This is a genomic window from Gracilibacillus thailandensis (assembly GCF_010994055.1).
Lineage (GTDB): Bacteria > Bacillota > Bacilli > Bacillales > Amphibacillaceae > Gracilibacillus > Gracilibacillus lacisalsi.
Window position 1 is genome coordinate 159,663 of sequence record NZ_WJID01000001.1, and the last position, 21,494, is coordinate 181,156.

19 protein-coding genes and 1 riboswitch are annotated in these 21,494 nt (G+C 38.6%); of the genes, 11 read left to right on the forward strand and 8 right to left on the reverse strand.

Annotation, left to right across the window (positions count from 1 at the left end):
• The first annotated feature begins 123 nt into the window (after nucleotides 1-123).
• The 11 genes from gdhA to cysC all read left to right on the forward strand — a co-directional run bounded on the left by gdhA (nucleotide 124) and on the right by cysC (nucleotide 13,159).
• Complete coding sequence (gene gdhA, locus GH715_RS00680; RefSeq protein WP_153833756.1) at nucleotides 124-1,485, forward strand: NADP-specific glutamate dehydrogenase; 1,362 nt, start codon at nucleotides 124-126, stop codon at nucleotides 1,483-1,485.
• 353 nt (nucleotides 1,486-1,838) lie between these two features.
• Nucleotides 1,839-3,035, forward strand: a complete 1,197-nt coding sequence (locus tag GH715_RS00685) for a lysophospholipid acyltransferase family protein (RefSeq protein ID WP_153833755.1) — start codon at nucleotides 1,839-1,841, stop codon at nucleotides 3,033-3,035.
• The gene (locus GH715_RS00690) at nucleotides 3,032-4,393 is read left to right on the forward strand and encodes a sodium/glutamate symporter family protein (protein WP_153833754.1); all 1,362 of its coding nucleotides are present in this window, start codon (nucleotides 3,032-3,034) and stop codon (nucleotides 4,391-4,393) included. The genes GH715_RS00685 and GH715_RS00690 overlap by 4 nt, the downstream gene beginning before the upstream one ends.
• A gap of 85 nt (nucleotides 4,394-4,478) precedes the next feature.
• On the forward strand, nucleotides 4,479-5,093 hold the full coding sequence (locus GH715_RS00695; RefSeq protein ID WP_153833753.1) for a PH domain-containing protein: 615 nt from the start codon (nucleotides 4,479-4,481) through the stop codon (nucleotides 5,091-5,093).
• Between the two features lie 169 nt (nucleotides 5,094-5,262).
• Nucleotides 5,263-5,616: a DUF2200 domain-containing protein gene (locus GH715_RS00700; protein WP_153833752.1), complete on the forward strand. Its 354-nt coding sequence runs from the start codon at nucleotides 5,263-5,265 to the stop codon at nucleotides 5,614-5,616.
• A gap of 198 nt (nucleotides 5,617-5,814) precedes the next feature.
• A complete protein-coding gene (locus tag GH715_RS00705) occupies nucleotides 5,815-6,759 on the forward strand; it encodes an aldo/keto reductase family protein (protein ID WP_153833751.1) in 945 nt (314 codons plus the stop codon).
• A gap of 120 nt (nucleotides 6,760-6,879) precedes the next feature.
• Nucleotides 6,880-6,993, forward strand: a riboswitch (SAM riboswitch).
• 70 nt (nucleotides 6,994-7,063) lie between these two features.
• Entirely contained in the window at nucleotides 7,064-7,792 is a 729-nt protein-coding gene (locus GH715_RS00710; protein ID WP_153833750.1) for a phosphoadenylyl-sulfate reductase, read from the forward strand.
• A 59-nt stretch (nucleotides 7,793-7,851) separates the two neighbouring features.
• Nucleotides 7,852-9,651: an assimilatory sulfite reductase (NADPH) flavoprotein subunit gene (locus tag GH715_RS00715; RefSeq protein WP_153833749.1), complete on the forward strand. Its 1,800-nt coding sequence runs from the start codon at nucleotides 7,852-7,854 to the stop codon at nucleotides 9,649-9,651.
• Between the two features lie 12 nt (nucleotides 9,652-9,663).
• Nucleotides 9,664-11,376, forward strand: a complete 1,713-nt coding sequence (gene cysI / locus GH715_RS00720) for an assimilatory sulfite reductase (NADPH) hemoprotein subunit (protein WP_153833748.1) — start codon at nucleotides 9,664-9,666, stop codon at nucleotides 11,374-11,376.
• Nucleotides 11,376-12,563 carry a sulfate adenylyltransferase gene (sat, locus tag GH715_RS00725; protein ID WP_153833747.1) on the forward strand — a complete coding sequence of 396 codons (1,188 nt, stop codon included), beginning with the start codon at nucleotides 11,376-11,378 and terminating at the stop codon, nucleotides 12,561-12,563. Before cysI ends, sat begins: the two co-directional genes overlap by 1 nt.
• A complete protein-coding gene (gene cysC / locus GH715_RS00730) occupies nucleotides 12,560-13,159 on the forward strand; it encodes an adenylyl-sulfate kinase (protein WP_153833746.1) in 600 nt (199 codons plus the stop codon). Before sat ends, cysC begins: the two co-directional genes overlap by 4 nt.
• Before the next feature lie 34 nt (nucleotides 13,160-13,193).
• Here the strand turns inward: cysC and GH715_RS00735 are convergent, their stop codons facing one another.
• The 8 genes from GH715_RS00735 to GH715_RS00770 all read right to left on the reverse strand — a co-directional run bounded on the left by GH715_RS00735 (nucleotide 13,194) and on the right by GH715_RS00770 (nucleotide 21,330).
• Nucleotides 13,194-14,336 (reverse strand): DUF2264 domain-containing protein, encoded by a 1,143-nt coding sequence (locus GH715_RS00735; RefSeq protein WP_153833745.1) that lies wholly within the window; start codon nucleotides 14,334-14,336, stop codon nucleotides 13,194-13,196.
• Nucleotides 14,337-14,969, reverse strand: a complete 633-nt coding sequence (locus GH715_RS00740) for a YesL family protein (RefSeq protein ID WP_153833744.1) — start codon at nucleotides 14,967-14,969, stop codon at nucleotides 14,337-14,339. It abuts the gene before it with no gap.
• A 532-nt stretch (nucleotides 14,970-15,501) separates the two neighbouring features.
• A complete protein-coding gene (locus GH715_RS00745) occupies nucleotides 15,502-16,887 on the reverse strand; it encodes an extracellular solute-binding protein (protein ID WP_153833743.1) in 1,386 nt (461 codons plus the stop codon).
• Between the two features lie 28 nt (nucleotides 16,888-16,915).
• Nucleotides 16,916-17,758 carry a carbohydrate ABC transporter permease gene (locus GH715_RS00750; RefSeq protein WP_018931819.1) on the reverse strand — a complete coding sequence of 281 codons (843 nt, stop codon included), beginning with the start codon at nucleotides 17,756-17,758 and terminating at the stop codon, nucleotides 16,916-16,918.
• A 26-nt stretch (nucleotides 17,759-17,784) separates the two neighbouring features.
• Nucleotides 17,785-18,732 (reverse strand): carbohydrate ABC transporter permease, encoded by a 948-nt coding sequence (locus GH715_RS00755; RefSeq protein WP_153833742.1) that lies wholly within the window; start codon nucleotides 18,730-18,732, stop codon nucleotides 17,785-17,787.
• A gap of 77 nt (nucleotides 18,733-18,809) precedes the next feature.
• Nucleotides 18,810-19,715, reverse strand: coding sequence for an AraC family transcriptional regulator (locus GH715_RS00760; protein WP_153833741.1), 906 nt, complete (start codon nucleotides 19,713-19,715; stop codon nucleotides 18,810-18,812).
• Nucleotides 19,708-20,484, reverse strand: a complete 777-nt coding sequence (locus GH715_RS00765) for a sugar phosphate isomerase/epimerase family protein (protein ID WP_153833740.1) — start codon at nucleotides 20,482-20,484, stop codon at nucleotides 19,708-19,710. The genes GH715_RS00760 and GH715_RS00765 overlap by 8 nt, the downstream gene beginning before the upstream one ends.
• A gap of 9 nt (nucleotides 20,485-20,493) precedes the next feature.
• Nucleotides 20,494-21,330 carry a sugar phosphate isomerase/epimerase family protein gene (locus GH715_RS00770; protein ID WP_153833739.1) on the reverse strand — a complete coding sequence of 279 codons (837 nt, stop codon included), beginning with the start codon at nucleotides 21,328-21,330 and terminating at the stop codon, nucleotides 20,494-20,496.
• Nucleotides 21,331-21,494 lie beyond the last annotated feature (164 nt).

Below are 21,494 nucleotides of genomic sequence, written 5' to 3' on the forward strand. Positions count from 1 at the left end.
CAGCGAAACTTATCAGGGTGCTACCGTCCGTGTGACCCCTACGACCGATATCTAGCTATAGGGGGCTTGCGAACGAATGGCATCTTGATAAAAATAAAAAAGTAAGGAGAGAACAAATAAGATATGACAAATGCAAACCAAGTCGCTCAACATTACGTGGATGACGTGTTCGAAACGGTCAAAAAACGTAACCCGAACGAAAATGAATTCCATCAAGCAGTAAAGGAAATATTTGATTCCTTAGTTCCGGTATTCGAAAAACAACCTGTATATATGGAGCACAATATTCTGGAAAGAATCGTTGAACCTGAAAGAATTATATCTTTCCGTGTACCATGGGTTGATGATGAAGGGAAAGTACAAGTTAACCGCGGTTTTCGTGTGCAATTTAATAGTGCCATCGGTCCATACAAAGGCGGCCTTCGTTTCCACCCATCTGTAAACGCTAGTATTATTAAGTTTTTAGGGTTTGAACAGATTTTTAAAAACTCTTTAACCGGACAACCTATCGGTGGTGGTAAAGGTGGATCTGATTTCGATCCGAAAGGTAAATCCGATGGCGAAATTATGCGATTCTGTCAAAGCTTTATGAGTGAACTTTCTAAACATATCGGTCCAGATGTTGATGTTCCTGCTGGGGATATCGGTGTAGGTGCACGTGAAGTTGGTTACTTATTCGGTCAATATAAAAAAATGCGTGGCGGCTATGAAGCTGGGGTACTAACTGGTAAAGGCCTTAATTTCGGCGGAAGCCTAGCACGTACAGAAGCGACCGGTTATGGAACAGTTTACTTCGTACAAGAAATGTTAAAAGACAAAGGCGACAGCTTCGAAGGTAAAACAGTCGTTGTTTCTGGTTCCGGTAATGTTTCTACATATGCTATTGAAAAAGCAACTGAACTTGGTGCTAAGGTAGTTGCATGTAGTGATTCCAGTGGTTATATATATGACAAAAATGGTATTAATTTGGCAACAGTAAAACGACTAAAAGAAGTAGAAAGAAAGCGTATTAAAGAATATGTCAACGAGCACCCTGAAGCAGAGTATACTGCTGGCTTTGAAGGCATTTGGAACATCCCTTGTGACATCGCTCTTCCATGTGCAACACAAAACGAATTAAATGAAGAAGCTGCGAAAACACTTCTAGCTAACGGTGTAAAAGCTGTTGGTGAAGGTGCGAACATGCCTTCAACATTAAAAGCAATCGATGTATTCTTAGAGAATAATGTACTATTCGGCCCTGCAAAAGCTGCAAACGCTGGTGGAGTTGCCGTATCTGCATTAGAAATGGCACAAAATAGTGCACGTCTTTCCTGGAAATTTGAAGAAGTCGATGAAAAACTGCAGGAAATCATGGCTAACATTTATAAAAACAGTATAGAAGCTGCAGAAGAATATGGTCAGCCTGGTAACCTTGTTGTTGGGGCCAATATTGCCGGTTTCATTAAAGTTGCTGATGCAATGGTCGCGCAAGGTGTTATCTAAATCATTCTAATTAGGAATATAATAACTGATTTGAAGTATACACTTGTCCAAACGGAACAAGTGTATATTTTTTAAGTAACCGGGAAAGCCCACCCGGTCCTGTCCAAAGTAGTTATTTTGACATGAATAATAGGCGTAACAACCGCTGCGGCTTGCCTACTTCACTTTCCATGGAGTTTTCCCTTCAGCTAACTTTTTCGAACAGTCATTGTGCTGATTTTATACTTTATTTACTGATTTCAAAAAACGTTCCCTCAATCTCGATATTCCTTCAATCGTATATTCACTTCACACTTCGAATAATAGTATAATAATAATGTGTCACTAATGAAAGAACAGAGAGAGGTAGTAAAATGAGCATAGAGAAAAAGCCTAGCAAATGGGTGAAACATCTATTATTATCAGCTATTCGACTCCATTTACATAGAATTACTACGTTCCACGTTACACAGAACGATACAAAAGATCTAAAGCCTCCATATTTAATTGTCAGCAATCATGTGAACAATTGGGATCCATTATATATTAACCTATTTGTCGATGAACCTATCGCTTTTGTCGCTGGCGAACCATTATTCCGCAATCCTTTACTGAAAAAAATATTAAATTATACTGGTGCAATTCCCAAAACAAAATTCAAAAATGATACGAGCACTATACGCAATGTTTTAAAAGCTAAGCAACACAACCGCGTCATCGGCTTGTTTCCTGAAGGAGGTCGCAACTGGGATGGTGTAACAGAGCCAATCATTTATTCCACTGCAAAATTAGTAAAGCTACTGAAAATCCCTGTTGTATCCGTACAAATAAAAGGCGGTTATTTAACGCACCCAAGATGGGGTGATGGTGACAGAAAAGGCATCATTGAACTCACTTTCAACAAAATCTGGGACGGCGAAGATATAGCAGACTTAACTGTCTCCACTATCCATGATCAGCTAACCAAGTCGTTACATCACGATGAAATGAACTGGCAAAAGAAAAAAGGCTATAGCTATCACAGCAAACGTATCGCTCATTATTTAGAAAGGTTACTTTTTACTTGTCCGTCATGTCATACAATCGGCAATATGCGTTCTGATCATGACACATTCCAGTGTGATAACTGCAATTACCAAGTTCAATTGACCGAACAAGGATATTTTCATTCTGAGGATGCCCTTTATTTTACTACACCTTTTGAATGGAAAGAGTGGCAACAACAGCACCTTGATCAATTATCTCTGACAACAGATACCCTTTCTGAAATTCAGGAGCAGATCGAATTCTATCAATCTATTGATCAAAAACCTCTCAAAAAAGTAATGAAGGGAACGATTCGATTAGATAACGAGCAAATCCATATTTACTCGGCTGATGGCAGTTCAAAGTCCTTCTCTTTTGAAGATATGGAAGGGATAAACATTCTTTTCCACCATAAACTAGATTTCTTTGTCAATGACACACTTTTCCGAATCACTTTCACCAATCCAAGAGCATCTGCTTATATGTGGATACAATTGATTCAACACTTAAAAGCAAAACTCGCTATAAAGGAGCAATCCTCATGATCGGTACTTGGAATTTTGTAATGGATTTTATTTTTTTATCGGTAATTTTAGCTATAGCCACCGTACTTAAAACGCGAATTCCATATCTCAGCAAGGTGATTATTCCTACTTCTATGATTGCTGGTTTTCTCGGATTACTGCTAGGAACAGAATTTTTAGGAATTATTCCTTTTAATCAAGATATGTTGGGTAACCTAGTCTACCACTTCATGGCGATAGGATTTATTGCGATCTCACTTAAAGAACGGAACATAGCAAACAGCCCTGCCATTATGAATGCTGGTATCTTAATTGTTTCCGGCTATGTGATTCAAGGTATTGTTGGTTTTGGCATCTTTTTATTTTTAGTCCATCTATTTTTCCCGGACTTTTTTCCAGGTATCGGTCTCTTACTGCCCCTTGGCTTTGGACAAGGTCCTGGCCAGGCATATTCAATCGGGACCCAATGGGAAGCATTAGGAGTTACAGGCGGGGGTAATCTCGGACTGACAATAGCCGGGATTGGTTTCATCTGGGCTACTGTAATCGGAATTATCATGATGAATCTATTAGCCAAAAGATTTTCCTTCCAATCTAAGGACATGCCAGTGAAGGAAAATACTAAATTAATAGAGAAAATCGAGCCAGATGAAATTCCATTAGGAGATGCTAGCGATAAACTGACGTTCCAGATCGCTTTAATAGGTACGATTTATTTTATCACGTATCTTACTATTTATGGCCTTAACGACTTACTTCAACCAATTGGCACTTTCGGTGAAACATTAGGGCAGCTCTTGATTGGTTTTCATTTTATTATCGGCAGCTTATATGCCGTACTATTTCGAATGATATTAAATAAACTCAAGGGTAAGGGCATTAAACTTGAACATACACCGAATAATTACTTGTTACAGCGGATCGCTGGATTCTCATTCGATTATATGATCGCAGCTGCTATTACCGCTATTTCGATATATACTTTACAAGATTACTTTGTTCCGGTATTACTAATCACAACCGCTGGCGGTCTGGTGACGATTCTTTTCTTTGTATGGATTATTCCAAAAGTATTTCCAGCTGATGCTTTACCAAACATCTTAGGTTTTTACGGGATGCAGACTGGGACGATTTCAACCGGCATGGCCTTAGTCAAAGCGGTTGACCCGAAATTCCAATCCAATACGACCGATAATCTTGTAATGGGTAGTGGAACAGCACTATTATTTGGATTTCCTTTATTGTTGATCTTAAATATACCGATTGTCGGTTATGTTCAAGATCGACCAATTATGTATCTTTACACAATGATTGCATTAGTATTTTATTTTGCTGTATTATTAGCTGGATTGTTATGGCGTGTAAGAAAAAGCAACTAGACGTGCTAATATGACAAATAAAGTGCTAGTTTCGTTGTTTATGAGGTATAATAGGAGAAGTAAACATATTAGGAGGTAGATTTCCATGTTCAAAAAAATTGCTAGTGATGCATTAGGTTTAAGTGACATAGGAAAGATCATCGCCCCAGAGGACTTTGACAAGACCGAGTCTGATGATTATGTATTACACGAAGAGAACGAGCGGATTCACTTTTTGATCAAGTCAAAGTCAGATGAATACTGTTTCACCAATCGTGCCTTAATTCATCTTGATGGTGAAAAAGCGACTAGTAGTAAGCGCAATATTTTTCGCTATGACTATTATCTTTACCCTATTAAAAATGTTTCCGTTGAAACTGCTGGTACGATCGACTTAGACCTTGAGATCAAATTTTCACTTGGAGGCCAGCCGATTTCTGTTGATATTGACAAAAAAGAAGGCGAAGCGATTGCGGACTTGTATAAATCGTTAGTAACTATTTCACAAATCCAAGAGGAAAATGACAGAATAAAAGAATTTGCCAAAGATAGCTTGCAAACTTCACAGTCCTTGTTTACAGATAATCGATTCCATGATGGCAATGTTTCTAGTGAATTTGAAAAAGCAACTAAATTCGCATTTGATTGGTTTAATTCCACCTATAATGAAAACACAAGAAAAGACTTTGGAGACATATTTGATAAATATATTCAGAATTAGAATAATGACCGCATGCATAAAAATTGATTGAATGCATGCGGTTGATTTACGATGTCCAAGCATTTAATACAGCGGAACAATTAATAGCTTAGTGAGTCACTGTGTTAGGTTTTGTCCGATTATTTTTCGTGATAAAATAAAGAAAACCATAAAACAGAGGATGTGTATGATGACCAAACATAAAATCTATACAATGAGCTTCGCAAGTGTCTATCCCCATTATGTTAAAAAGGCAGAGAAAAAAGGACGAACGAAAACAGAAGTCGATGAAATCATCCGTTGGTTGACAGGATATAGCCAGGAAGAGTTAGAAGAACAACTGGAAAAACAGACAGACTTTGAGACCTTTTTTGCGGAAGCTCCCCAATTGAACCCTTCGCGGGCAATGATCAAAGGTGTGGTTTGCGGTGTCCGGGTAGAAGACATCGAAGAACCAACGATGCAGGAAATTCGCTATTTGGATAAGCTGATCGATGAATTAGCAAAAGGAAAAGCAGTGGAGAAAATTTTGCGAAAATCTTAATGTTAAGTAGATAAGTGATTACTTTGGTAGAAATGATGAAATATCTGTATAGTATGACCACCGAAGGTTTACCGCCTCTGATCATTAGCAAAACTTATCAGGGTGACACAGATAATTTCATTTCAAACAGATTATTCGCTTCTCTTCTCTTGTTCCTTTATAATATTGTAAACGCTTAATAACAGAAGGTTATAGTTCATGCAATATCGTCAGTTAGGAAAAACCGGTCTGAAAGTAAGCGAAATTAGTTTAGGCAGTTGGCTTACATATGGTGGGTATGTCGAGGAAAGGAATGCTGAGGCTTCCATCGATAAAGCCTACGACCTCGGGATTAACTTTTTTGATACAGCCAATGTCTACATGCGTGGGGAAGCAGAGAAAATTGTAGGAAAAGCTTTAAGAAAATATCCACGCAGTTCCTATGTCCTTGCCACAAAAGTATTTGGCAAAATGGGCGATGGCCCCAATGATCAAGGTCTTTCCCGCAAGCATATTATGGAGCAATGTGATGCCAGCTTGCAGCGGTTAGGACTTGATTACGTCGATGTTTATTATTGTCACCGTTATCACGCTGATACACCACTAGAAGAAACGTTACGCGCATTGGATGACCTTGTACGTCAAGGAAAAGTATTATACATCGGTGTCAGTGAATGGACAGCCGAACAAATGACAGAAGCCGTCCACCTTGCTGACAAAAAGTTGTTAGATCGCATTGTTGTCAATCAGCCAAATTACAGTATGCTTCATCGCTATATCGAGAAAGAAGTCATCCCTGTAAGCGATAAGCACGGCATCGGCCAGGTTGTCTTCTCCCCACTTGCCCAAGGTGTATTAACAGGAAAATATAAAAAAGGAGAAGCAATTCCTGAAGATAGTCGCGCCGCTCAAAAAAACTTAGATTTATCTCGTGTATTAACCGAGAAGAATCTAGAACGGGTAGAAGCATTAAAAGCAATTGCAGCGAACGAAAACTTGTCATTAGCACAATTAGCGATTGCCTGGATCCTGCGTCAAGACAACGTATCTAGTGCTCTTATCGGTGCAAGTAAACCGGAACAAATTGAAGAGAACGCCAAAGCTTCTGGTGTTAAACTCTCCCAAGAGACGATTGCTAAGGTCGAGGATATTTTAAATCAGTAAAAGTACCTATACCAAGTAATTCCTAGTTACTTGGTATTATTTTTTACAATTTTTACAATAGATTCATTGACTTTTACATTAATAATGTATACTATGTTATTAAACGGACAATAAATGGAATTCTTATCCAGAGAGGTGGAGGGGCAGGCCCTAAGAAACCTCGGCAACAGGTTAGAAAGATAACACTGTGCCAAATCCTGCGGGACAGCATAAACTGAACCCGAAAGATAAGAAGGAATGATTACACATTGCTTACCTTCTTATCAAACGATAAGAAGGTTTTTTAATGAGGAGGAAGCAACACATGCTGACTTATGAAAATTTTTATGACAGCCCGTTGAACAATGAGACTCCCGACCAACAAGATCCTACCAAAGGAGCTCTAAAGATCCTTGAATGGGCTTATCAAACGTATGGCAATTCTTTAGTCTATGCCTGTAGTTTTGGAGCAGAAAGTATGGTATTAATTGACATGATTGCAACTGTCCAACCAGATGCTAGATTAGTATTTTTAGATACTGGTTTGCATTTCCAAGAAACATATGACCTGATTGAAGAGGTTAAAGAACGTTATCCGTCATTAGATATCGTTATGCAGAAGCCTTCCCTCACTGTTGATGAACAACGAGAACAATATGGATCAGCGTTGTGGAGCAGGAACCCTGATCAATGTTGTTACATTAGAAAAGTTAAACCATTGGAAGACGCACTGAGTGGAGCAACCGCCTGGATTTCAGGATTAAGAAGGTCACAATCTCCAACAAGAGCCAACACCAACTTTATTAACAAGGATGACCGTTTTCAGTCCATTAAAATTTGTCCATTAATTTATTGGTCCTGGGATGATGTGTGGGAATATATTGAGCAACATCAATTACCTTATAACAAGCTGCATGACCAAAATTACCCTAGCATTGGTTGTATACCATGTACCACACAAGTTACAGATGCGGATGATGAACGTTCAGGACGGTGGGCCAACTTCCAAAAAACTGAATGTGGACTACATGCTACACCACAATCAACGAAGTGATTATTTTTTATAGCCAAACTCAAGTAAATCTATCGGATTAATTAAAAGAGGTGAAAATGTTGACATTACAAGTAGTAAACAGTCCGTTTGATGAAAAACAGACGGAAATATTGAATCAAATTTTGCCAACACTGACAGACGCACAAAAAAATTGGCTAGCTGGATATTTGGCCGCTTCTCAGTCTCAATCATCACAAAGTGTTACACCGGTTGAACAACCAGCGCCTACACAGGTTAAAACCCGAACCGTCACCATTTTATACGGATCGGAAACGGGTAACAGTCAAGAACTAGCAGAGCAATTATCCAAACAGCTAAAGGATATGCAAAGAGACGTAACCGTTTCTGCCATGGATGACTTTAAACCAAAGAAACTAAAAGAAGCAGAAGATTTACTCATTATTACGGCAACTCATGGCGAAGGAGATCCACCTGACAACGCGATTCAATTCCATGAATTTTTACACAGCCGGAAAGCTCCTAAACTGGAGAATGTTAATTTCTCCGTTTTGTCTCTTGGTGATGAGTCCTATGAGCATTTCTGTCAGACTGGTAAAGATTTTGATAAACGGCTAGAAGAATTGGGTGCAACTAGAATTCATCCACGTGTTGACTGTGATGTCGATTACGAAGAACTTGCTGACGAGTGGATATCAGAAGTAATCGGCATTCTGAAAAAAGATGCCGGAAACAACGCAGAAACCGTCGACACGCAGCCAACCCCTGCAGAGCAGCCGATTTATTCGAAGAGCAATCCTTATTCTGCTGAAGTATTAGATAACATCGTCCTTAGTGGTAAAGGGTCAAACAAAGAAACAAGACACATTGAAATTTCATTGGAAGGCTCTAACCTCAATTATGAACCGGGAGATTGTTTAGCGATTTATCCAAAGAATGACCCTGCTCTGGTTCAAGCTATTATTGAAGAGCTTAAATGGAACCCAGAACAGACAATTCCCATTAATAAACAAGGGGAAATTCGCTCCGTTCAGGAGGCTCTAACCTCCATTTTTGAGATTACAAGACTTACAAAAGGCTTATTAGAAAAAGCTAGCACTTATTTTCATCATGAAAAACTTCAACAATTAGTAACAGATCCTGAGCAGGTAAAAGCTTATATCGATGGTCGAGATTTATTAGACTTAATTATTGACTATCCACCAAAGCAACTGGATCCAACATCGATTATGCACTTTTTAAGAAAAATACCAGCAAGGCAATACTCAATCGCTAGTAGTTATCAAGCAAACCCTGATGAAGTGCATTTAACTTTGGCAACTGTAAGATATCATACACATGGTCGTGATCGATGTGGCGTATGTACAGGGGAAATCGCTGACAGAATTAAACCAGGTGATCAACTCAATGTCTATGTTCACAAAAACCCAAATTTCAAATTTCCAATGGATGAAAAAACTCCTGTGATTATGATTGGACCAGGTACTGGTGTAGCACCGTTTAGAGGCTACATCGAGGAACGAGAGGAACTTGAACTGAAAGGAAAAACATGGCTTTTCTTTGGTGATCAGCATTTCCGCACAGACTTCTTGTATCAAGTAGATTGGCAAAATTGGTTAAAACAAGGTTACCTAACCAAAATGGATGTAGCCTTCTCAAGAGATAGTGAGCAAAAGGTATATGTACAGCATCGCATGCAAGAAAAAGCAAAAGAATTATTCGAATGGATTGAAACAGGTGCACATCTATATGTGTGTGGGGATGAGAAGCGAATGGCAAAGGATGTACACGAAACCTTAATCTCGATTATTAGCGAGCAAGGAAGCCTTAGCGAAGAAGCTGCAAAAGAGTATATCAATAAATTAAAACAGGAAAAGAGATACCAACGTGATGTGTATTAAGGGGGAACAAAAATGGTAAACGATCCTAATAAACTAGACCCGATGGAAAAGCTAAAAGAAGAAAGCCGTTTTTTAAGAGGAACGATTGTAGAAGGGCTACAAGACCCGATTACCGCTTCGATTTCGGAAGATGATACCAAACTGTTGAAGTTTCATGGAAGCTACCAACAGGATGACCGCGACATTAGAGATGAACGACGAAAACAAAAACTAGAGCCTGCTTATCAATTTATGCTTCGTGTTGCCATTCCGGGTGGTGTCGCAACTCCTAAGCAATGGCTTGCAACAGATGATTTAGCACAAAAATATGGTGATCAAACGATAAAACTGACGACCCGCCAAGCTTTTCAATTACACGGAATATTAAAATGGAACTTAAAAGACACGATTAAAACGATTAATGAAGCATTAATGACAACGATTGCTGCATGTGGAGATGTTAATCGTAACGTTATGTGTAATCCGAACCCTTATCAATCTGAAATCCATCAGGAAATTCAAGATTGGGCACAAAAAATCAGCGATCATCTCTCACCAAAAACTGGTGCTTATCATGAAATATGGTTAGACCAAGAAAAAATTATCGATTCTAAAGAGGAAGAAGAACCGATTTACGGCAAAACCTATTTGCCAAGGAAATTTAAAATCGGTATTGCAGCACCACCTTCTAATGATGTCGATGTATTCTCACAAGATATCGGATTAATTGCCATCATTGAAAATGATCAAGTGCAAGGCTTTAACGTGGTAGTCGGTGGCGGAATGGGATCCACCCATGGTAATACCAATACCTACCCACAACTCGGAAAGATTGCTGGATACTGTGCGAAAGAGGATGTCGTGGATGTTGCGGAGAAAATCGTCACGATTCAACGCGATTACGGTAATCGATCTGATCGTAAAAATGCAAGATTTAAATATACGATTGATCGTTATGGACTTGATTGGTTCAAACAAGAACTTGCTGAACGACTCGGATGGGAATTAGAAGAAGCAAAAGACTACCATTTCGATCATAATGGTGATAGATATGGCTGGATCAAAGGAAGTAACAGATGGCACCTTACCCTTTTTGTTGAGAATGGTAGAGTAAAAGATGCTGATGATTATAAACTGATGACAGCTCTACGAGAAATTGCTCATATTCACACTGGTGATTTCCGCTTAACACCGAACCAGAATCTAGTCATCGCAAATGTTACCGCACCGAAAAAGAAAAAAATCAACGAAATCCTCGATATGTATGGAATCAGAGATGGAAAGCAATATTCCGGCTTGCGTCGCAATTCCATCGCCTGTGTAGCAATGCCTACATGTGGATTAGCAATGGCGGAATCTGAGCGTTACTTACCTTCTCTTATCGACAAAATCGAAGGTCTTTTAGCCGCAGAAGGCTTACAGGATGAAGAAATTGTGATTCGCATGTCAGGGTGTCCAAATGGTTGTTCACGTCCTGCTCTAGCTGAGATCGCCTTTATCGGTAAAGCTCCCGGAAAATACAACCTTTATCTAGGCGGAAGTTTCATTGGCGACCGTTTAAATCAGCTGTACCGTGAAAATATTGATGAAGAAGAAATCCTGGCAACATTGAAAGAAATCTTTCATGACTTTGCGCAAAATCGTACAGATAAAGAACATTTTGGTGACTTTGTTGTCCGTAAAGGCTATGTGGATGAAGTTTATGACGGGCAGAATTTCCACCGTGATATGAAAGGAGTTTTATAATGGTTGCAATTAAAGAACAAACACAAGAAACAATTGAAGCGCATGGAGGCACCTTAATTAACCGTGAAGCAAACGGTGCAGAGCGAGAACAATTATTAAAAGAAGCAGAAGCATTGAAAACAATAACAATCAACGCATGGAGTATTTCAGACTTGGAATTGATAGCGATCGGCGGATTTAGTCCTCTAACCGGTTTCCTCGGTAAAAAAGACTATCTGGAAGTAGTCGAAAATCTACATTTAGCTGATGGTACTGTTTGGAGTATCCCAATCACATTAGCAGTAACTGAAGCGGAAGCGGACAACTTAGACATCGGTGAAAAAATCGCACTTTATGGTGAAGATGGTATTCTATACGGCACCCTGGATCTAGAAGAAAAATACACGTATGACAAAGCAAAAGAAGCACAATCTGTTTATGGCACAACAGAAGATGCCCACCCTGGTGTCAAAAAGCTTTACGAAAAAGGCAATATCTATTTAGCTGGGCCTATTACGTTACTCAATCGTCCAAAACATGATCAGTTTAAAGACTTTTATCTGGATCCTGCTGAAACGAGACAGCTTTTTCAAGATTTAGGCTGGAAAACGGTAGTCGGTTTCCAAACAAGAAATCCTGTCCACCGTGCCCATGAGTATATTCAAAAGAGTGCATTGGAATCTGTTGATGGTCTATTACTGAATCCATTGGTTGGCGAAACAAAATCCGATGATATTCCAGCAGATATTCGCATGGAAAGCTATCAAGTAATCTTGAAGCATTATTATCCGCAAGACCGCACTCGGCTTGTTATTTATCCGGCTGCCATGCGTTATGCAGGACCACGCGAAGCGATATTACATGCTATCGTCCGTAAAAATTATGGTTGTACACATTTCATTGTTGGACGTGATCATGCAGGTGTTGGTGATTATTATGGTACGTATGAAGCACAAGAATTAATTTCACAATATGAAGCTGAGCTTGGTATTCAAATTTTCAAATTCGAGCATGCCTTCTTTTGCAAAAAATGTGAGAATATGGCTACACAGAAAACCTGTCCACATGATAAATCCGAGCATGTTCATTTAAGCGGAACAAAGGTAAGAGAAAAACTTCGCAACGGAGAGTCACTACCACGACAATTCTCAAGACCAGAGGTTGCTGAAGTGTTAATCAAAGGATTGCAAAGGGGTTCAAACGAATGACACAAACGAAAAACATCGTATGGCATGACTCAGTAGTAACGAAGCAGGATCGAAGCAAACAAAACAACCACCAAAGTCCGGTATTATGGTTCACCGGACTTTCGGGGTCAGGTAAATCGACCATTACCGTTGAATTAGAAAAAGCATTGTTTGAAAAAGGAATTCGATCCTATCGCTTAGACGGCGATAATATCCGTCATGGTTTAAATAATAACTTAGGATTTAGCCCGGAGGATCGCAAAGAAAATATTAGACGGATTGGTGAAGTTGCAAAATTATTAAATGATGCTGGTTTAATCACACTTACTGCATTTATTTCGCCATATCGCCAAGATCGTGATAATGTCAGAAAGCTTCTAGCTGACGGAGAATTTATCGAAGTATATGTGAAATGTAGTCTGGAAAAATGTGAGGCACGTGATCCTAAAGGACTTTACCAAAAAGCACGTGCAGGTGAAATTAAAGGGTTTACTGGTATTGATGCACCATATGAAGAACCAGAGCACCCAGAGTTAGTAATCGATACCGAAAATAAACCTGTTGACCAAGCAGTAGCTGAGATCATTGCGTATTTAGAAACAAGGAATTATATTTAAAAGAATGGAGGCCTTCCTCCATTCTTTTAAATCATTACTCCATTGACCGATATACAGGAAAAACTGCTTGAGACCAAGCTTTTTTACTAGTCCATTGCCTCTCATCTTCCCGCCAGAAAGGATCACTTTCTTTCAGTCCTAACGGTAAAAATATAAATGCACACAAATACAAACTTCCAGTCGATATATATCCTTCTCCTACTCCTGGCTGGTGACCTGTAAAGCCAATTTTTAACCAGCCACTGTTATCAAAAACTGCATGAGATGATAACGTTCTTTTTATAACAGCTGTTAATGCTGCTCTCACTTGCCCAGCAGCTAACTCAGACGGTAGTTCATGTCGAAGTACTTGATTGGCTAAATGATGAAAAGCACCAAAGCGATATGCCAAAGATCGACCAATCGGCGGAAATGTTCCTTCAGGGGAAATCATCCGTTCTTGAATTCGAGCATATTGAACAGCTCTTTTTCGGATTTTTTCAGATTTACTCGACCAATCACTGTATGTATGTCCGCTTGTTTCTACGATGTCCAACAACATCGGATGGATAACGTAACTATTGTAATAATCAGCATGAAAAGACTTACCATCGCTGTACAAGCCATCACCGACATACCATTGTTCAAATTGGTTAAGGGCATAATCAATGCGCATTGGATCCCAGTCTTCCTCACCTAACTTGTATAAAGCTGTCTCAATAATAGCGGAGAATAGTAACCAATTAGAAAAGTAAGGTTTCCTGCTTCTTGTAGCTTTCAATGCGTTGATTACATTCTTTTTAACATTATCCTCCAACTCAAACCATAAAGTCTGTGGAGCTCTTAATATTGCTTGCGCCAAAAAAGCTGTATCCACGATGGGTTGATCACCCTCAGAAAAATTCATATAATCTTTTGATTCAGGGTTTGTCGCATGATCCATGCATACTCTTACTCGTTGGACATATTCCCTTCTACATTTCTCCTCTGCTTCATTTTCAGCATACGTTTCTAACCATGGGGCCATCCCATTTACTAAGCGAGCAAAAGCTTCTAAATGAGAATATGCTCCACGGTTAGTGTTTTTTTGTTGTTCGACAGGCATTTGTTTCTTAAGTTGTTCATTCTCCAATGCGAAAAGGAGAGGCTCCGCAATTGCTAACATCGTTTGGAGCCAATAAGATCGATCGTCCGTCATTCATGACTCACCTTCCATATAAAAAGAAATTTTATTTTCGATTTTTTTCAAAGATTGATAGGAAAACCACATCGTGATAAAAGTTAATCCACTTCCTGCAAACACAAATACAACACCAGGAAAGTAATAACCAATAAAGAAAAAGGCTCCTATATTGATCAAAATTAGTAACGTATTTAATGGGGATACAAGCGCAACGACAAACGCATAGGTTAAATAATCAAAGAATGTAGCTCTAAAATGAACAAATGTTGGGAAGATATACACAAAAATAATGGATACTAAAAATGCTAAACCAAATAACAAAAACAACAGTAACAACCGGAGCCAATGATCCAACGATTGAACAAGTGTTATATTGACATATAATAACATTAGCAAAAAGGTGAAAAAATAGCCAATTACATTTGCCTGTATGAAATGATCTTTAAACTCCGACCAAAATTGTTTGAATAAAGGAAAATCTTGATTACCACGAATCCACTTCCTCTCAATGGACAGTGCAGCAACTACCGAAGGAAAAACGCCCAAAAACAATAACCCTATCATACTAAAGAGTAGCCACAATATATTTAGATAAGCAAGACGCGAAATCCATACCATCGTCTTGTATAACAGCCCCTCATAATACATTTTTCGTTCACCCCTCTTTCAGTTGATTTGCTTTTTCTTAAGTACTATTTAGCGACTTAGGATAAAAAATGCTAAGTCGATTTACTATTCCTCTGAAATATATCGACTCTTAACCACCACTCCGGCTGCCCACTTCCCTTTCCGTGGGGTTTTCCCTTCAGCTAACTTTTTCGAGCCAAACCCGCTCGAAAAAGTGGATCTTCAGGCCAAACGATTCCCACAGGAGTGAAAGTGGGCGGCCTTCGCTAGGATCTGCTCTACAACGCAAGCAGGAGGTAACACGATTTTTTTACTCACAAATAACGATTTCCAACTTGACTATTACTTACGACATGAATTGTTGCAACTTCTCATAGCGAAGACTCCTGTGGGAATAGCACGATCCGAAAATCCTCTTTGCAAAGTTAGTTGAGGCCATGCTCGCGGAAAGCGAAGTAATTAGTCGTAGTTAGACAAATTCCCAAATTCTATTTTTATGCTTTCTTTCCATACGAAAAAGGAGGCTTCTCCTCCTTTTTCGTCAAAATCACTTTTAATTTCGGTTTTCTAACCATTCTTCACTCTCTTTTTGTGCTTTTTCCACTGCCTCTTTCGCTGACCTTTCACCAGTTAGAGCAGCTTCCACTTCAGATGTTAATATAAAGCGTGGTTGTGACGATGCCCATGGATATCTAGGAGTCCACGGTGTACTCATCGCTTCCATTGTCGGTGCCATTAAGTTTTCTACCTCTGCATAACTTTCCCACGATTCTGCTGCTTGGATTGCCGGCATGCCATTCGCTTCTTCAAATATATATTGTTGAACCGTTTCACTCGTTGCAAACTTCATCCATTCCCAAGCTAATTCTTTATTGTCGCTATCCTTTGCCATTGTGATCGGACTTCCTGCGAACATACCTCCTACACCTTCATCGTTTTTAAACTCTTGGACAATTCCAATTCTTTCCCCTAGTCCTTGAGCATATGCCGGCATAATGGTGTCACCTGGACCTTGATTAAGCATAATCGCAATATCGTTATCTTGTGTTAACCATTTTTCATTACCTTGATCACTTACTAACCCTTCCGGTGCATACTCTTGCATCTCTAATAGCCATTCTAGGCCGGATTCCATTTCAGGACTATCAAAATTAAATTCAATTTCATCCCAAGCAAAGCCAGAACCCCAGCTGCCATTTTGACCTTCAGCAAGATTAATTAACGTAAAAGCAGAAGACCAATCACCACGGAACCAGATACCATAGTTTTGTTCACCTGTTTCAGGGTTCGTTCCGGTCATCTGCTTTGCTTTTTCTGCTACTTCTTCCATCGTAGGATATTCTGAAAGGTATTCTACTCCCCATTCATCAAATAATTGCTTATCATATGCAATAAAGCGAGCATCACCTAAGAAAGGTAAGCCCCATATCCCCAATTCATCACTATCAGGACCTAGCGCTTTCCAACCTTCCACTTGATTATCAATAAATCGATCCAAATCGAAATCTGGGTCCTCTTCAATATAAGGCTCTAATGGTTCTAAAACTCCTTGTGCCGCAAAATCAGCAATACCTGGCATTTGATAGACGTCCGCTTCACCAGAGGTTATCATTGCCTGTGTTTTTTCTGTATAACCTTCCCATGGCATAATCGTAAATTCAACAGTAGCACCTGGATGCTGACTCTCAAATTCATCTTTAATTACTTGAAGACCTTGCGTTTTTTCTCCAGTAATAGGGTCAGTGGAGTCCTCCATATCAAAGTCACCAATTAATTGTACATTGATGGTTTGCCCTTCCCATTCCCCTTCCACAACATCATCATTCGATTCACTATCATCCCCGTCTCCGGCTGTATCATCAGGACTACAACCTACTGTAACGATAGCCACCATTAGTAAAAACAATAACATCAACAAGAAATGTTTAACTTTTTCCATAGTTCTTACCTCCTTATTGAATTAAAAATCATTCACCTTTGACACCACTTAGTGCAATACTTTGAATAATGTATCTTTGCAAAAAGAGATACAATACAACAATCGGTAAGATACTGACGGTAGCAAGTGCCATCGTTAATCCACCTAGGCTTGTTCCGTTTTCAAGAGAGAAGCTTGCGAGGTATAACGGAACCGTATGGAGATCTTGATTATTTAATACAACTAACGGCCACATGAAATCATTCCAGCTCCAAATAAAGGAAAGAATAACCATTGTTGCGGCAATCGGGCCAGCTAGTGGTAAATACACAGTGAAAAATATTCTAAATTCCCCTGCTCCATCAATTTGTGCTGCTTCTCGTAACGTTCCAGGCAATTGATCAAAGAATTGTTTACAGAGAAAGATCAGCATACCATTAATAACAGTTGGCAAAATCAGTGGCCAAAAAGAATTTAATAAGCCAACACTATTAAACAACGTGTATAACGGAATAAGTCTCGGTTCCATTGGGATCATTAACGTACATAATACTAAAACAAAAAGCAGTCGTTTATATTTGAAGGTACCTTTTGAGAAGGCGTATCCAGCTAATAATGAGGCGGATACTTGTAAAAAGACTGAACAAGTCGTCACAATACCAGAGTTAATATAAGATTGAATCAATCTACCATTCTCAAAAACGATGCCAAAATTAAAGCTTGATATCGTTTCCGGTATTAGTCGTGGCGGAAAGGGCATCGTAATATTTGCTGTTCGATCAAACCCAACACTTACCATCCAAATAAACGGCATCATCAGTAATATCCCACACACTAACAAGACAATAAACTTTACGCTGTTCGAAATTCTTTCACTTGTTTTCTGATCCATGTTCACCCCTCCTTCTTGCTCAAACGCTATAATTGCATCTTTGAAACTTTCAAATTAATGAAAGTAAATATTAAAATAATGACAAACATAATGTACGTTGCTGCTGAGGCTATCCCGAATTCAAAGCCTGTAAAACCTCTTTCATAGATAAACGCCCCCATTGTTTGAATCGATCTTGCTGGACTACCATTGGGTCCTCCTAATACATACACTTCATTAAAGCGTTGCAAGCTCCCAATCCAACCAGTAATTAGTAAGAAGGCGAATGTTCCAGACATGTTAGGAATCGTAATAAATAACCATTGTTGAAGTCCGCTAGCCCCGTCAATTTTAGCCGCTTCATACATTTCCGGGGAAATAGCTTGTAAATTTGCTAGACAAATAATGATGACGAAACCGATCCAATGCCAGACTGCTAGTAGAATCACGCCCCATTTGGAAGTAGATGGATCAGAAAACCATGTAGAAGTAGGTAAGCCAATCGCATCTAATGCATAATTGACAACACCCATTTCAGGATGTAGTACGAATTGGAAAATCATAGCTGCTGCAACAATAGATGTTACATTCGGTAAGAAATAAACTACTTTGAAGAAATTTTGACCACGTCTAATAGAATTGATTAAGGAAGCAAAAATAAACCCTAGTGGTATGGTTAGAAAAATTTGAAAGAACCCGATAAAAAAGGTGTTCCATACCGTATTCCAAAAAGTCTTAGAAGTTAAGACCAATTGAAAGTTACTTAAACCGATAAACGTTTCAATCGTTCCATTTGATCTAAAGAAACTCAGACGAAATGACTCCACAATCGGATAGACCATAAATAATAGAATACCGATAAAACTAGGTAACAAAAATATATACCAAGTTAATGTTGCTTTTCTTTTTTTACTTTTGATTGTTTCCACATCATCATGAATATTCACCGTATCTTCTACGCTGTTCTCATTAAGGCTAATCTTACCTTTAACCATTTCTCTCCCTCCTTCTTACCAATATGATAGCGTTTACATTTAATCAAAACTCGCTCTGATGCCTATTACGATCTCATTTAGAAAAAATGATTAATCAATGTATGTTGATCATTATCATCTCGATTCCGATATTCAGTAGGTGTAATTTGATAATGCTTACGAAATTTTCTGCTAAAATGAGAAGCACTTTCAAACCCTGACTCTAATGCAATATCAAGAATCGACTTTTCCGGATGCATTTCCAGTAAGTACTTTGCTCGTAACAACCTGCGTTGCATCATGTACTGCATGACAGTTACACCCGTAACGTCTTTAAAGATTCGCGACATATAATATTTGCTAATATGCAATTGCTCTGCTATTTCGTCTAATGTTAAATTTTGATGGTAATGATAGTCAATCCACGTAATAATTTTATTTACATGCTTCATTTTGCTCGTATTACCTATCGGCGTGCTTGTTAATTTAGATTTACTTAAATCATAGATAATAAATAATAGTTCAATCAATAAAGTGGTAGTTTCTCCTTTGAGCATGCGGTTCTCTATTGACTGTTTCGCTGAATTCTTCAAATTTAATTGCTTTAAATATAGTTTTTGCAGCAATGACTGAATTTCTTCAAATTTCTGTGGCTCGATATCGCGTAATAATATATTACCTAGTTGATCAAAAGGAGTTAATATTTCAGGGACATTTAACTGATGAATAATCGACCGCATCCATTCAGGAGAGAATTCAATGACCGTTCTTTCATACGGCTTGCCCTCTGTAGGTGTCGGACCATGTAATGCGGATCCATTCATCACAATAATATCGTTCTCATGCAATTGAATGACATGGTCATTAATTAAATATTTACATTCTCCCTTATGGAACATATAAATTTCAAAATAATCATGTGAGTGAACAAAAAAATCGCTTTTTCGAAAATCTACATCTATATTCCTGTAGTAGAAATATAGATTTTCAATTGATTTATTCATCATCGTCACTTCTAAAATATTTATTTAAAAATGAATAACTGTCCATCGCTTCTGTTTCAAAATTCCTCCATTCACATTCAATCGATATCCGCTTACGATAATTCACATCCTTCAAATAATGGACAAATGTTTCATAAGGATATGTTCCTGTTCCTGGTGCTAGCCGATCGGAGTCAGCTACATGAATATGTCTTAAGAATGGACCTGCTTCCACAATATGTTGTAATGGCTCCCGCTCGACCTCCATATGATAAAAGTCAGCTAATACTTGAATAGATGGATGATTTACTTTCTTCGCTAATTCCACTGCTTCTGGGACACTGTTAATGATGTTACTCTCTTTTTTGTTTAACGGCTCAATCACAATCGTTATAGCATGTTGTTCTGCATATTCTGCTGCCATTTGCAAAAATCGGATCACCTGTTTTTCCGCTTCTTTTTTGGAAAAATACTTAGGATATGACCTTGCCTCACCACTGCCAAAAACAATGGTATCTGCACCGATTTCTTTCACCCGCGGAATTGCTTTCGCCAGATACGTTTCGATTGCTGTTTCATCTACATCGTTTCCTGTAATCTGTAGGTGACCTGGCAAAAAGACATTGCACACTTCTATCGGCAAATGACTATCTTGATACTTTTGACGAATTGCTTCATATTCCGCATCATTGTCTGGGACAAGAGATACTACGGTACATTCCAGAAAATCAAATCCTGCTTGACCAGCATTATCAATCTGATCGATACTGATGCAACATCCTATTTTCATAGTCCCCTCCTATAGTCTGCTTTTAAGCCAGTCGATATTGTATTGCAATATTTCTTTTGTAGCCTTTTTCCCACTAAAATCCTCTAAACCGATATACCCCTCATAATGAACAGCTTGCAAATCCTCGATCACCTGCTCCCAATCTACAATTCCTTCGTCTACTAGCTCCCAGACTACTTTCCACTTTTTGCTTGCTGAATCTTGCACCCATTTCGCATTCTTCACATGAACATGCGCTAAATATGGACCTAATAATTCCAACCCCATACGATGATTTTCATATCCTTCATGAACCATATTTCCAGGATCATATAATACACCAATTGCCTCTGGATCAAGGTCTTTTACTAATCGATAAGCAGCACTTGCGCTTGCTGCAATGGTTTGATGATGTGTTTCAACAAGACCCTTTACACCATAGCTTTTGCACAATGCTTCACACTCTTTTAGATAACGCTTACAACTATCGAATAAAATATGAAAATTCGCGGAGCGATCATATCTTGGTACCCCTAGTCGAATAAAACTTGCACCAAATGCTTTTGCAACTTTGAGGACTTGTTCTGTACCTGCTAAATCACCTGAAGTTAAATACGGTGTGATACTTACAGTTTCAATATTTGCCGTTTCACTTATTCTTTTTAGATGATTGATTTGCTCTTCTGAAATCTCTGGGGTGAGTGTACATTTGTTATTTCCCCAAAAACTAATTGGCTCTTTCCTTAGTTCAGTCGGAATATGCTTATAACGCCACTCTACACCATCAAACCCTTGGTGCTTTAACTCCTCAATCAATTCTTCTGGTTCAAAATCCGGTGCCATTACTGTAAAAACAGATAACTTCATGATTAATCACCCTTAGTATATGAATATTAAAATGCTCTTTACTAAATTCGTATACTAATCATAACACTTACCTTTTCATCCTTCTATAATATGATTGATTGCTTTTTGTCTGAAATTGCTTTTTATGATCAAGGTAAATGACTGTACCCCCTAATCCAGCGCAT